13 protein-coding genes are annotated in these 13,089 nt (G+C 64.7%); 7 read left to right on the top strand and 6 right to left on the bottom strand.

All coding sequences use genetic code 11. From position 1 onward, the window contains the following. Positions 1 to 116: 116 nt before the first annotated feature. Together catA and hpaC are read right to left on the bottom strand one after the other, a co-directional pair. A complete protein-coding gene (gene catA, locus G4G71_RS15260; RefSeq protein WP_169938863.1) occupies positions 117 to 1,049 on the bottom strand; it encodes a catechol 1,2-dioxygenase in 933 nt (310 codons plus the stop codon). Positions 1,050 to 1,091: 42 nt separating this feature from the next. After that, positions 1,092 to 1,613 (bottom strand): 4-hydroxyphenylacetate 3-monooxygenase, reductase component, encoded by a 522-nt coding sequence (gene hpaC, locus G4G71_RS15255; protein WP_169938861.1) that lies wholly within the window; start codon positions 1,611 to 1,613, stop codon positions 1,092 to 1,094. 265 nt (positions 1,614 to 1,878) lie between these two features. On the opposite strand from hpaC, the gene G4G71_RS15250 reads away from it, so the two are divergent. Continuing rightward, complete coding sequence (locus G4G71_RS15250; protein ID WP_024767262.1) at positions 1,879 to 2,505, top strand: response regulator transcription factor; 627 nt, start codon at positions 1,879 to 1,881, stop codon at positions 2,503 to 2,505. 15 nt (positions 2,506 to 2,520) lie between these two features. Here the strand turns inward: G4G71_RS15250 and G4G71_RS15245 are convergent, their stop codons facing one another. Together G4G71_RS15245 and G4G71_RS15240 are read right to left on the bottom strand one after the other, a co-directional pair. Then, on the bottom strand, positions 2,521 to 3,516 hold the full coding sequence (locus tag G4G71_RS15245) for an asparaginase (protein ID WP_169938859.1): 996 nt from the start codon (positions 3,514 to 3,516) through the stop codon (positions 2,521 to 2,523). Between the two features lie 86 nt (positions 3,517 to 3,602). Next, complete coding sequence (locus G4G71_RS15240) at positions 3,603 to 5,045, bottom strand: alanine/glycine:cation symporter family protein (protein ID WP_169938857.1); 1,443 nt, start codon at positions 5,043 to 5,045, stop codon at positions 3,603 to 3,605. Positions 5,046 to 5,213: 168 nt separating this feature from the next. Between G4G71_RS15240 and G4G71_RS15235 the strand changes: the two genes are divergently transcribed. After that, positions 5,214 to 6,032: an XRE family transcriptional regulator gene (locus G4G71_RS15235; protein ID WP_169938855.1), complete on the top strand. Its 819-nt coding sequence runs from the start codon at positions 5,214 to 5,216 to the stop codon at positions 6,030 to 6,032. A 41-nt stretch (positions 6,033 to 6,073) separates the two neighbouring features. Here G4G71_RS15235 and G4G71_RS15230 read toward each other — a convergent pair whose 3' ends face one another. Next, complete coding sequence (locus tag G4G71_RS15230; RefSeq protein ID WP_169938853.1) at positions 6,074 to 6,958, bottom strand: DMT family transporter; 885 nt, start codon at positions 6,956 to 6,958, stop codon at positions 6,074 to 6,076. A gap of 529 nt (positions 6,959 to 7,487) precedes the next feature. On the opposite strand from G4G71_RS15230, the gene G4G71_RS15225 reads away from it, so the two are divergent. Next, positions 7,488 to 8,738 (top strand): OprD family porin, encoded by a 1,251-nt coding sequence (locus G4G71_RS15225; protein ID WP_169938851.1) that lies wholly within the window; start codon positions 7,488 to 7,490, stop codon positions 8,736 to 8,738. 176 nt (positions 8,739 to 8,914) lie between these two features. Here G4G71_RS15225 and G4G71_RS15220 read toward each other — a convergent pair whose 3' ends face one another. After that, positions 8,915 to 10,144: a PilT/PilU family type 4a pilus ATPase gene (locus tag G4G71_RS15220; RefSeq protein WP_169938849.1), complete on the bottom strand. Its 1,230-nt coding sequence runs from the start codon at positions 10,142 to 10,144 to the stop codon at positions 8,915 to 8,917. 186 nt (positions 10,145 to 10,330) lie between these two features. Here G4G71_RS15220 and G4G71_RS15215 point away from each other — a divergent pair, with 186 nt between their 5' ends. From G4G71_RS15215 to G4G71_RS15200, 4 genes are all read left to right on the top strand, one after another. After that, a complete protein-coding gene (locus tag G4G71_RS15215; protein ID WP_169938847.1) occupies positions 10,331 to 10,609 on the top strand; it encodes a peptidylprolyl isomerase in 279 nt (92 codons plus the stop codon). A gap of 12 nt (positions 10,610 to 10,621) precedes the next feature. Next, complete coding sequence (locus tag G4G71_RS15210) at positions 10,622 to 10,984, top strand: MmcQ/YjbR family DNA-binding protein (protein ID WP_169938845.1); 363 nt, start codon at positions 10,622 to 10,624, stop codon at positions 10,982 to 10,984. Next, positions 10,984 to 11,538, top strand: coding sequence for a putative glycolipid-binding domain-containing protein (locus tag G4G71_RS15205; protein WP_169938843.1), 555 nt, complete (start codon positions 10,984 to 10,986; stop codon positions 11,536 to 11,538). Before G4G71_RS15210 ends, G4G71_RS15205 begins: the two co-directional genes overlap by 1 nt. A 238-nt stretch (positions 11,539 to 11,776) precedes the next feature. After that, the gene (locus G4G71_RS15200) at positions 11,777 to 12,958 is read left to right on the top strand and encodes an MFS transporter (protein WP_169938841.1); all 1,182 of its coding nucleotides are present in this window, start codon (positions 11,777 to 11,779) and stop codon (positions 12,956 to 12,958) included. The last annotated feature ends 131 nt before the right edge of the window (positions 12,959 to 13,089 follow it).

Below are 13,089 nucleotides of genomic sequence, written 5' to 3'. Positions count from 1 at the left end.
CGCAGGAGTCCTTTGTAGGACCGAGGGGACGCCCAGTCCTTGCTCGCGAACTGGGTTTCCCGGCTGATCCGGCGCCGAGTGGGTTCGCGAGCAAGCTCGCTCCTACAGATTCAGCATCAGGCTTGCTGCAAGGCGCGGGGACGGTTGCTGCGGTCTTCGGCATCGGCGGTAACGGCCTGCTGCAGCTGGAGATCGAACTCGATCTCGGCGAAGCGCCCTTCCACTCCACGTGCCTTGGCGGCAGCTGCGTCGTCGACGAAACGCACTTCGCCGATCAGCCCGTCGCGGGTGGCGTAGGCGAAGTCGTCCCACAGGTACTGGTCGCCGGCCAGGTTGATCTGCGTGGTCAGGTGGCGATGCCCCGGCGCGGAAATGAAGAAGTGGATGTGCGCCGGGCGCTGGCCGTGGCGGCCGAGCTGGTTGAGCAGCTCCTGGGTCGGGCCGTCCGGCGGGCAGCCATAGCCGCTGGGCACGATGCTGCGGGCCTGGTAGCGCCCCTCGGCGTCGGTGACGATGCGCCGGCGCAGGTTGTACTCGGACTGGGTGCTGTCGAAGTACGAGTAGGTGCCGTTGGTGTTGGCGTGCCAGAGGTCGACCACGGCGCCGGCCAGCGGCTTGCCGTCGAGGTCGAACACGCGGCCGGAGAGGAACATCACGGTGCCCGCATCCTGGCCATCGTCCATCCGCGCTTCGCCTTCGGACAGCGGCGCGCCGGCCACGTACAGCGGGCCTTCGATGGTGCGCGGGGTGCCGCCTTCGATGCCGACGGCAGCGTCCTGTGCGTCCAGCAGCAGGTCGAGGTAGTGCTCGATGCCCAGGCCGGCGACCACCAGGCCGGCTTCCTGGCGAGCGCCCAGGCGGTTGAGGTAGTCCACGGCTTTCCAGAACTCGTCGGGGGTGACGTTCATGTCCTCGATGAGCTTCGCGGTGTCCTGCAGGATGCGCAGGACGAGGCTCTTCACGCGCGGGTTGCCCTGGTCGTTCAAGGCGCCGCTGGCTTCTTCGAAGAAGGTCTGGATATCGGCAGTCTGGGAAATCTTCACGGTCACGTTGATCACCTCGTTCTTGTTGTTTTGAAAGTCAGTCGGGCATCAGCTGGCGCAGCGCACGGCCTCGCGGTCGACGCGATGGAACACGCGGTTGAAGTACACCAGGCTGTCCTGGCGCTCCCGCACAGCGACCTTTTCCAATTCGACGAACATCACGGTGTGCGAGCCGACTTCCTTGCAGTCGCTGATGCGACCCTCCAGGCTGACCAGCGCCTGGCGCAGCACCGGCAGGCCGGCGTAGCCGTCTTCCCAGAGGTCCCAGGCGAAGCGTTCTTCCATCGAGACCTTGGTCATCCCGGCGAAATGCTTGGCCAGCTCTTCCTGCTCGCCGCACAGCACGTTGACGCACAGGTGGCCGTTGCTGCGGAACACGTCATGGGTGGCGCTGCCGCGGTTGACGCAGACCAGAACGGTGGGCGGCGAATCGGTGACCGAGCAGACCGCGCTGGCAGTGATGCCGCAGCGGCCTTCCGGGCCGTTGGTGGTGATGATGTTCACCGCCGCCGGCAGTTGCGCCATGGCGTTGCGGAAGTCGATCTGGGTCTGGCTGAGGGTGTTGGCCATGTCTTCGCCCCTTGTGCTGGAGTGGCCGGCACGCCCGGCCTTTCTTGTATGGGGCCAGCGTAGGGCAGCGTCAGGGCGCGAAACATTCAGACGATTACCACACCGGAGGGTGGTGGCCGCTAGTCATCTAGGTGGTTTCTTTATCGTCAGCCTCGGCGACTATGGGTATGCTCCGGGGCATGCCATTGCGGCGACCGGGCCAAAGCCCGGCGTACGCGGCCTACGTGCAGCTCTACAACGATAAAAAAGAAAGTGGCAACGCCTGATGGATGCTAGAAAACCCGTGGTCTACATCGTCGACGACGACAAGGACCTGCGCACCTCCCTCGCCTGGCTGCTCGAATCGGTCAGCATCGAATCGCTGTGCTACGGCGGCGCCGAGGAGTTCCTGCGCGAATACGATCCCAAGCTCCCCGCCTGCCTGGTGCTCGATGTGCGCATGCCCGAGACCAGTGGGTTCCAGTTGCAGGAAATGCTCAACGACAAGGGCATCGCCCTGCCGACCATCTTCGTCACCGCCCATGGCGACATCCCCATGTCGGTGAAGGCGATGAAGAACGGCGCGCTGGATTTCGTCGAGAAGCCCTACAACCCGCAGCAGATGCTCGATCGCATCCAGGCGGCGCTGAAAAGCGCAGTGCAGGTGCATGCCGGGCAGGAGCAGAAGCAGGTCCTGCAGCACAAGCTGGACCTGCTGACCGGACGGGAACGGGAAATCCTGATGATGGTGGTGGACGGCAAGGCCAGCAAGGTCATCGCCCGCGAGCTGAACATCAGCGTCAAGACGGTCGATGTGCACCGTACCAAGATCAAGGAAAAGATGGGCGTGAGCAGCATCGCCATGCTGGTGCGCGAAGTGCTCAACGTGCCGCTGGAAGAATCGCGCCCCTGACCGGGGCGCTCTCCCTTAATTCGTTTCGACGCGCTCGCCGCACAGGTCGAGGGCGAACAGGCGCTGTGTCTCGGCCGGGGCCAGGCCGCTGCCGATCAGGCTGAACAACTTGCCCAGCGCCGCTTCGCGGGTCATTCCCCCACCCGACACCAATCCGGCATCGCGCAGGCGACTGCCCGCGGCATAGACGTCGAACGCCACGTGCCCCTGCGGGCATTGGCTGATCGCAGCCAGCACCACGCCGCGAGCGTGAGCCTCGCGCAATACCGCCAGCAGTTCCTCGTTATCCGACGGACCGGTGCCGCTGCCGTAGCACTCCAGCAGCAACGCCTGCACGCCACTGCCTAGCAGCGCACGCAGATGCTCGGCTCGCAGACCGGGGAACAGCGGCAGCACGGCGAGGTTCACTGGTTGGCGCGGCTGGCGGTAGCTCAGTTCGGCAGGAAGCGATTCCGCGCGCTCACCCTTGCGCTCACGCGGCAACACGGCAAAGGCATCGAAAGCCTCGCTGCGCAGCTTGGTGACGCGGGCGCCATGCATCAGCTCACCATTGAAGTACAACCAGACGCCCTTCTCGACGCCGGCCTCCAATACGTTCAGCGCACCCAGCAGGTTCGCCGGTGCATCGCTGCCCGGCGCCCCCATCGGCTGCATGGAGCCGGTGAGCACCACAGGGATATTCAGGCCAAGCAGCAGGAACGACAGCGCGGCCGCGCTATAAGCGAGGGTGTCGGTGCCGTGCAGCACCAGCACGCCGTCGTGGCCACCCTGCTCCACCGCATTGACGATGGCGTCACGCATGGCCAGCCAGTTGGCCTGGGTCATGTTGGCGCTGTCGAGCAGCGGCTGGAGCTCGGTAAATGACCAGTCGAGTTGAGTCTCGCCGTGGCCATGCAATTGTTCGCGCATGCGAGCTTCGAAACCGCCAGCCGGCGCCAGGCCTTCGGCGGTCTGCAGCATGCCGATGGTGCCGCCGGTATAGAGGACGAAGAGGTTCTTCACGCGCCGCATGCCAGTGCTCTTGTAGGAAAGTTCACAGGATAAACCGCGAGGCCGGGAGAAGTCCTGGCCTTGCGTATCAGACCAAAGTCAGCGGATCAGCCCTGGGCGGGCAGGCTGCCGTGGGCCGGAGCGGTCGAGTTGATCTTGTGCGCGTCGCGCCAGGCGTCGTGGTCGATGTCCAGGTCGGAGAACTTGCTGGCGTCGAACACCGGGCGCTCGATGCCGGCGCGGCGCTGCTCGTCGTAGTCGCGCATCACGCGCAGGCCGGTCTTGATCAGCATCGCCAGGGCCACCAGGTTGACGAAGGCCAGACAGGTCATGGTGATGTCGGCGAAGGCGAACACGGTGCCCAGGTTCTGCATCGAGCCCCAGAGAATCAGGCCCAGCACCAGGATGCGGAAGGCTATCAGCGCGGCGCGGCTGCGGCCGACAATGAACTGCAGGGCATTCTCGCCGAGGTAGTAGTTGTAGGTGATGCAGGTGAACACGAACAGCGATAGAGCGACGCTGACGAAGATGCGGCCCCAGTCACCGACCACGGCAGCCAGCGAGTTCTGGGTCAGGGTGATGCCGTCGCCTTCGAAGCCCGGGGTGTAGAAGCCCGAGAGCAGGATCAGCAGCGCGGTGCAGGTGCAAATGACGAAGGTGTCGAGGAATACGCTGAATGCCTGGACCACGCCCTGGGAGGCCGGGTGACGCACGGCGGCGACTGCGGCAACGTTCGGCGCACTGCCCAGACCCGCTTCGTTGGCGAACACGCCGCGCTTCACGCCCATCACGATGGCGCTGCCCAGCAGGCCGGCGAAGGCCGGTTCCAGGCCGAAGGCGCTCTTGACGATGGTGGTCAGCATGCCCGGCACCAGTTCGATCTGGGTGACGATCACGTACAGGGTGACCGCGATGTAGGCCAGGGTCTTGACCGGCACCAGCAGGTCGGAGACCGCGGCGATGCGCTGGATGCCGCCGAAGAACACGATGGCCAGCAGCACGGCCAGGGCGATGCCCGAGTACAGGACCGGGATGTCGAAGGCATTCTGCAGCGAGTGGGTCACGGTGAAGGCTTGCAGGCCGTTGAAGGCGAAGCCGTAGGTCACCAGCAGCAGGACTGCGAAGGTCATGGCCATCCAGCGCAGCTTCAGGCCGTGCTGGATGTAGTAGGCCGGGCCGCCGCGGTACAGGCCGTTGCCGTCGCTGCGTTTGTAGACCTGGGCCAGGGTGCACTCGAAGAAGCTGCTGGACATGCCCACCAGCGCGGTAACCCACATCCAGAACACGGCGCCGGGGCCACCGAGGGTCACGGCGATGCCGACACCCGCGATATTGCCGGCGCCCACGCGGCCGGCGAGGCTCAGCATCAGGGCCTGGAACGAACTCAGCTGGCCGGACTGGCCACGGATCGATTCCTTGAACACGCCGAACATGTGGCCGAAGTGGCGGAACTGGACGAAACGGGAGCGGATGGTGAAATACGCGCCGAGTCCTACGATGAGGACGATGAGGACTTTCCCGGAAAGGAAATCGTTGATCGCGTCGAGCATGTGCTGGGGCCTCGATTGTTATTGTGGGAGCACGGACCTGGGGCTGGTCCGCTCACTAGGGGCGCATGGTTGCGCCCGAAGCCTCCTGAAACAATTTCGCGGCTTGCTACGAATTGATGCGACCTGACGCTATAATTGCGTCAGTCGCATCACCTGGACCTGGCACGAATGTCCGAAAACCTCGGCCCCAATCTCAAGCTGCTTTGCGCCCACTACCGCTCTATTTCGGAGGTTTGCCGCAAGCTTTCGATCAACCGCGCTCAGTTCAACAAGTACCTCGGCGGTCAGAGCCAGCCCACCGCGTACAACCTCAAACGTATTGGAGATTTCTTCGGCGCCGAGGACTACGAGCTGCAATTGCCGCCCGAGCAGTTCGCCCGGCTGATCGGCGCGCGCGGCACCTCGCAGGCCAACGTGCAACGCGACGATCCGTTGCTGGAAATGCTCCGCCCGCTGCGCGACCACGCGGGCAACCTGTCGCGCTACTGCGGCTACTACTTCGAGTATTCCAACTGCATGTCGGTCCCCGGCTCGACCCTGCTGTCGCTGGTCCATCTGTACGAACAGGATGGCAACTTCCTCTTCGAGCGGCAGGAGCGACAGGAGCGCTCCAGCAGTACCGACGTACAGGCCGAGGACTGGGTGCGTTGCCGCTACCTGGGCGCGGCTTTCCAACTGCAGGACCGGGTGTTCCTGATGGACTACGAGTCGCTCACCGTCAACGAGATGAGCCAGACCATCCTCATCCCCAGCTTCAAGAGCCGCATCACTCGCCTGAACGGGCTGAAGACCGGCGTATCCAGCGGCGACCGCCGCACCCCGGCCTGCACCCGCGTGGTCTGGGAATACCTGGGGCCGGAGATCAACCGCATCAGCGCCTACCGCCAGGTCAAGCTGTACCAGCCGGACGACCCGCGCATCGACGACGATGTACGCCAGCGCCTGCAGGCCGGGCCGATCCGCCACGGGTTGTTCGAGATCGAGTAAGCCTGCTCGGCGCTATTGCTTTCTGTAGGAACGGTGTCGCCCTACCCCTTGCGGCTCTGTAGCCAGGCCGCCGCCAGCCCGCTGCCGCAGATCACCGCGATGCCCAGCAGCGCCGACGGCTCCGGCGTATGGCCGAAGATCACCAAGCCCAGCAGCCCGGCGAAAACGATCTGGCAATAGCTGAACGGTGCCAGCAGCGCCGGCGCGGCATGCTTGAAAGCCTGGGTCAGGAACAGGTGCGCGGTCATCCCGCAGGTGCCCAGGGCCAGCATCATCAGCCCGTGAACCAGTCCCGGCCATTGCCAGAAGAACGGCACCAGCGCGCTGACGATCAGGGTGTTGCACAACCCGGCGAAGAAGTTGCTGGTGGTCGGGCTGTCCACCTGGCTGAGCTTGCGGGTGAGCAGCTGGTAGAAGCTGAAGCACAGCGCCGAGCCGAACGGCAGCAGCACCGCCGGGGTGAACAGGTCGCCGCCGGGGTGGACGATGACCAGCACGCCGGCGAATCCCACCAGCACCGCCGCCCACTGGCCGAAACTGACCCGCTCGCCCAGCAGCGGCACCGACAGCGCCGTTACCAGCAGCGGCGCGAGGAAGTTCACCGAAGTCGCCTCGGCCAGCGGGATGTACTGCAGCCCCGTGGTGAACAGGAAGCTGGTGCCCAGCAGGCACAGCGCCCGTAGCGTCTGCAGGAACGGATGGCGGGTACGCAGCACCGCAAGGCCGGCGCGCGGCAGGAAGATGCCCGCCATCAGCAGCGTGTGCACCACATAGCGCGCCCACACCACCATGACGATGGGATAGATGCTCGCCAGGTACTTGGACAGCGCGTCGTGGCTGGAGAACAGGAAGGTCGCCAGGACAATGAGCAGGATGCCCTTGAAGGGCTGGTGGACGCCGGACAACGGCGATTGGCTGGTACTCATCGACTCACGGATTCAATAGGCAGATGCGGCCGGCACGGGCCGACATGGAGAGCAGGACAGCCTAGCAGGAGGCTCTGCAGAAAGAATCCGCCGCGCCGCTGCCCGAGCACCTCGCGGGTCCGCTGAAAGGCCGGGCGATACATATCCCGCACGGCGTTGTGCCAGGCATCCTACGCGCAATACCGGCGGAAGAATGTTCCATTTGGTTAATTCATGTTCGAACAGCGAACGCTTACGCCTCGGGTGAATTGCAGCAGGCTGCTGGGGAGCACCACTATGACCCCAGCCGCCGCCTCGATGCGGCGCCAACAACTATAAGAAAGGTCCGTTCACATGCTCATGCTCACCCTGGCACGCCTGCGCGCGTGCATCGCCCTTCTCCGCGCCCTCCCTCGTATTCCTGTCGCACCTGGCTGATCGCCTGATCCACACGCGCTGACCGCATCAACCTCCATCCGCCGCTTCTCAAAGAGCCGCGCGGAGGCCTCCGTTCGCCCCGAACAACGACAAGAATGCCGAGGGAATACCCATGCTCCGCCACCTGCCGCATCTCACCATCAGCGTCTGCCTGCTACCCGCCCTGCCCGCCCTGGCCAGTGCCGACGAAGGCGGCTTTCTCGATGACGCCAAGGCCAGCCTGCTGCTGCGCAACTTCTACATGAACCGCAATTACGTCGGCGAAGCCCGGCAGGACAAGGCCGAGGAATGGACCCAGAGCTTCATCCTCGACGCCCGCTCCGGCTACACCCAGGGCACCGTCGGGCTCGGCCTGGACGTGCTCGGGCTTTACAGCCTGAAGCTCGATGGCGGCAAGGGCACGGCCGGCACCCAGTTGCTGCCGACCCACGACGACGGCCGCCCGGCCGACGATTTCGGTCGCCTGGCGATGGCCGGCAAGGCCAAGGTGTCGAACACCGAACTCAAGGCCGGTGAATGGATGGTGGTGTTGCCGATCTTGCGCTCCGACGACGGCCGCTCGCTGCCGCAGACCTTCCAGGGCGCCCAGGTCACCTCGAAGGAAATCGACGGCCTGACGCTCTACGGCGGCCAGTTCCGCCAGAACAGCCCGCGCAACGACGCCAGCATGGAAGACATGTCACTGTTCAACCGCCCCGCCTACACCTCGGACCGCTTCAACTTCGCCGGTGGCGAATACCGCTTCAACGGCGACCGCACGCTGGTCGGCCTGTGGAATGCGCAGCTGAAGGACATCTACCAGCAGCAATACCTGCAGCTGCAGCACAGCCAGCCGCTGGGCAATTGGGTACTCGGTGCGAATATCGGCTACTTCTGGGGCAAGAAGGATGGCAGTGCCAAGGCCGGAGACCTCGACAACCGGACATTCTCCGGGATGTTCTCGGCCAAGTACGGTGCGAGTACCTTCTACCTCGGCCTGCAGAAGGTCATGGGCGAGGACGAGTGGTTCCGCGTCAACGGCACCAGCGGCGGCACCCTGGCCAACGACAGCTACAACGCCAGCTACGAAAGCGCGAAGGAGCGCTCCTGGCAACTGCGCCATGACTACGACTTCGCCGCTTTCGGTATTCCTGGCCTGACCCTGATGAACCGCTACATCCACGGCGACAACGTGCACAACGCCAGCACCCGCGACGGCAGCGAATGGGGGCGCGAGAGCGAACTGGCGTACACGGTGCAGAGCGGCACCTTCAGGACGCTGAACGTCAAGTGGCGCAACTCGACCATGCGCCGGGACTGGGCCAGCACCAACAGCTTCGACGAGAATCGGCTGATCATCAGCTATCCGCTGTCGCAGCTGTAAGCAGCGAGCTCACCGAGAAGCGTAGGAGCGGACTTCGTCCGAGATAGGGTTGTCCAAACTCCCGGCCCATCGGAGTGGTCAGGAACCGATCGCGGACGGAGTCCGCTCCTACAGGTGGGCCCTTCTTATGAAAAAGCCCCGGCATGCCGGGGCTTTTTCTTCGTTCAACTGGCGACTTACTGCCCGCCCGGCTTCTCGGCGTCTTCCGCCTCGATTTCCTCTAGAGCGAGTTCCAGCCCCCAGCTGGAAGCTTCGACCGGCTGGGTGGCCGGCGGCGGAGCAACCGGCGCCGGGGCGGCCGGCTTGGCGGCCGCGGGGGTGGCAGTGCTGCCGACGCTGCCCGGGTTGTCCTTGTACAGCTTGAGCTTCAGTCGCAGGTTGTTCGCCGAGTCGGCGTTCTTCACCGCCTCTTCCTCGGTGATCGCTCCTTCCACCGCCAGGTCGAACAGCGCCTGGTCGAAGGTCTGCATGCCCAGGGCACGGGACTTGTCCATGATCTCCTTGATCGAACTGAAGTCGCCGCGCTTGATGATGTCGCTGATGGTCGCCGTGCCCAGCAGCACTTCCACTGCCGCGCGGCGCTTGCCGTCCTGGGTGCGCACCAGGCGCTGGGAAACGAAGGCCTTGAGGTTGTTGCCCAGGTCGTTGAGCAGCTGTGGCCGGCGCTCCTCGGGGAAGAAGTTGATGATGCGGTCCAGCGCCTGGTTCGCGTTGTTGGCGTGCAGCGTGGAGATCGCCAGGTGGCCGGTATCGGCGAAGGCCAGGGCGTGCTCCATGGTCTCGCGGTCGCGGATCTCGCCGATCAGGATCACGTCCGGCGCCTGGCGCAGGGTGTTCTTCAACGCGGCATGGAAGCTGCGGGTATCCACGCCCACCTCGCGCTGGTTGATGATCGACTTGCGGTGCCGGTGCACGTACTCGATGGGGTCTTCGATGGTGATGATGTGGCCGCCGCTATTGCGGTTGCGGTGGTCGATCAGGGCCGCCAGGGAAGTGGACTTGCCCGAGCCGGTGCCGCCGACGAAGAGCACCAGGCCGCGCTTCTCCATGACCACCTTGAGCAGCACTTCGGGCAGCTTCAGGTCGTCGAACAGCGGGATATCCAGCTTGATATTGCGCGCCACGATCGACACTTCGTTGCGCTGCTTGAACAGGTTGATCCGGAAGCGGCCTACGCCGGGCACGGAAATCGCCAGGTTCATCTCCAGCTCTCGGTCGAACTCCGCGCGCTGCTCCTCGTCCATCAGCCCATAGCCGATGCGGGCGACGTCGCCGGCCTTCATCGGCTCGCTGGACAGGGGCTTGAGCACCCCGTTGAACTTGGCGCAGGGCGGCGCGCCGGTGGAGAGGTAAAGATCCGAACCATCCTGGGTGGCCAGGATCTTGAGCATCGCTTGGATATCCATTGAACTGCATCCGTACGCAAGGTGGCGGCGGACGCCGTCTGTAAGCGGCGCCCTATAAATAAGAATTTGCTTATTGACTCTATGGAGCGCCCCCAGGCCAGACAATGCAACCCATCGCGAAATGCGACCTGCATCACTGCTGCCGTACAATCGCGCCCAGACGCTTTCATTTAAGGACACGAAACAATGCCCGTCGCCATGGCCCGCCACATCCTGGTCAAGACCGCCGCCGAAGCCGAGCAGATCAAGCAGCGCCTGACCAAGGGCGAGGATTTCGCCGCCCTGGCGCGCAAGCATTCCACCTGCGCTTCCGGCAAGCGCGGCGGTGATCTGGGGGAGGTGCGCCCCGGTCAGATGGTGAAGTCCATCGACCAGGTAATCTTCAAGAAGCCGGTCGGCGTGGTCCACGGCCCGGTGAAAAGCCAGTTCGGCTACCATCTGGTCGAGGTCTATTTCCGGGACTGAGGGAACCGAGTCATGACGCCGCAACAGATCGCCCACTTCTGCCTGGAGCTGCCCGGCGCCCGCGAAGACATCAAGTGGGGCAGCAATCGGGTGTTCTCCGTGGCCGGCAACAAGATGTTCGCCATTCTCGACTTCCTCGACAGCGGCAATGGCGGCCTGGCCTTCAAGGTCGGCCCGGAGCTGTTCCTGGGCTATGTCGACCGCCCCGGCATCCGTCCGGCGCCCTACCTGGCACGGGCCTTCTGGATTTCCATACAGCGCCCCTACCCCATGGGCGATGCCGAACTGCGCGAGGCCCTGACCCGTTCGCACCAACTGGTGGTCGCCCGTCTGCCCAAGCGGCAGCGCCTGGGCCTCGTGCTGGAGACACCCTGATGCGCACGCTGAATTGGGAAGGCCTGTGGCACGCGCCGACCTCCAGCTGGGAGTCCCTGCAATTGGGCGACGGCCGCGCGGAAAGCCAACTGCGCGCCATCGACGAGGCTGGCGGGCCGCCCTATCAGTTGGAGTATCAACTGGAGTGGGACAGCCAATGGCGCCTGCGCGAGGCGCATTTCTCCGTCGAGAGCGAGCGCGGTGCGCATCAGCTACACCTGCTGGCCGATGGCGAAGGCCAGTGGCGAAGCGGCAGCGGCGAGCTACTGAGCGAGCTGGAAGGCTGCCTGGATATCGACGTCTGGCCCTCGCCCTTCACCAACACCTTCCCGATCCGCCGCCTGCAACTGGCTGACGGCGATCGCCGCGAATTGGTGGTGGTGTATCTGGAAGCGCCGAAGTTGAAGCCGGTGCGGATGCGCCAGGGCTATACACGCATCGACGCCACTCACTACCGGTACGAAAACCTGGAAGGCACGGACTTTCAGGCCCTCCTGACGGTGGATGATGACGGCCTGGTCATCGATTACCCCACCCTCTTCCGCCGCGCCTGACCCGATTTTCGCAGGAGCGAGCTTGCTCGCGAACGATTCATCCGGCCGGCCCCGTGCCAAGCGGTTCGCGAGCAAGCTCGCTCCTACAGGCAGTGCGCGGACCGGAGCGTAGGAGCGGACTCCGTCCGCGATCGGTTTGCATCACGCCGGACCTGAAAGGTAGTTCGTTAGCTAGCTTTCCTACATGCCAACCGCGGTCCATCATGTAGCACCCACCCGCCGTACCGAACTGCTGCACATGCCTGCCCAGACCCGCTCCACCGCGTCCACCCTGCAAGTGGTGTCCGTCGTCCTGTTCACCTTCATTGCCTACCTGACCATCGGCATCCCGCTGGCCGTGCTCCCCGGCTACGTGCACACCGACCTGGGCTTCGGTTCGGTCATGGCGGGCCTGGTCATCAGCGTCCAGTACCTGGCTACCCTGCTGACTCGTCCTTACGCCGGCAAGGTCATCGATACTCTCGGCCCCAAGCGCGCCGTGCTCTACGGCATGCTCGGCTGCGCCGGCAGTGGCGCGCTGATGCTCGGCTCCTGGGCGATGCAGGGCCTGCCGTGGATCAGCCTCGGCCTGCTGATGGCCGCACGTCTGGTACTGGGCACCTCGGAAAGCCTGGTCGGCAGTGCCTCGATCGCCTGGGGCATCGACCGCGTCGGCGCGGCGAACACCGCCAAGGTGATTTCCTGGAACGGCATCGCCAGCTACGGCGCCCTGGCCATCGGCGCGCCGCTAGGTGTGCTGATGGTCGGCCAACTCGGGCTGGCCAGCCTCGGCGGCAGCGTAGTCCTGCTGGCGGCGCTCGGCTTCGCCCTGGCCTGGCCCAAGCGCGCGGCAGCGCTGGTGCACGGCGAGCGCATGCCCTTCCACCACGTGCTCGGCCGGGTTTTCCCCCACGGCATGGGCCTGGCGCTGGGCGGTATCGGTTTCGGCACCATCGCTACTTTCATCACGCTTTACTACGCCAGCCTCGGCTGGAAGGACGCCGTGTACTGCCTGACCGCTTTCGGCGGCTGCTTCATCGGCGCGCGCCTGCTGTTCGCCAACGCGATCAATCGCCATGGCGGCTTTCGTGTCGCCATCGCCTGCCTGTCCGTGGAAAGCCTCGGCCTGCTCCTGCTGTGGAGCGCACCGACTCCCTGGATCGCCCTGGCCGGCGCGGCACTGACCGGCTTCGGCTTCTCCCTGGTGTTCCCCGCGCTGGGCGTGGAAGCCGTCGGCCTGGTGCCTGCTTCCAATCGCGGCGCCGCGCTGGGTGCCTATTCGTTGTTCATCGACGTGTCGCTGGGGGTCACCGGGCCGCTGATGGGCGCCGTCGCCAACGGCTTCGGCTTTGGTTCGATCTTCCTTTGCGCCGCGCTCGCAGCATTCAGCGGGCTGATACTCAGCCTGTGGCTCTATCAGCGTTCCTATCAGCAGCCCTGAACGACGCGGCGCGGTCTTAAAGCGCAACAGCGCTGATTGCCTTCGAGCACCCGTGATCCGGGAGCCATCACCGTTGATCAGGTCATCATGACATCCGCGTGACAGAGCCTGGACGAAAAAGTTCGATCCTC

The sequence above is a fragment of the Pseudomonas multiresinivorans genome (genome assembly GCF_012971725.1).
Lineage (GTDB): Bacteria > Pseudomonadota > Gammaproteobacteria > Pseudomonadales > Pseudomonadaceae > Pseudomonas > Pseudomonas multiresinivorans.
This window is presented reverse-complemented; position numbering and strand designations above follow the sequence as displayed.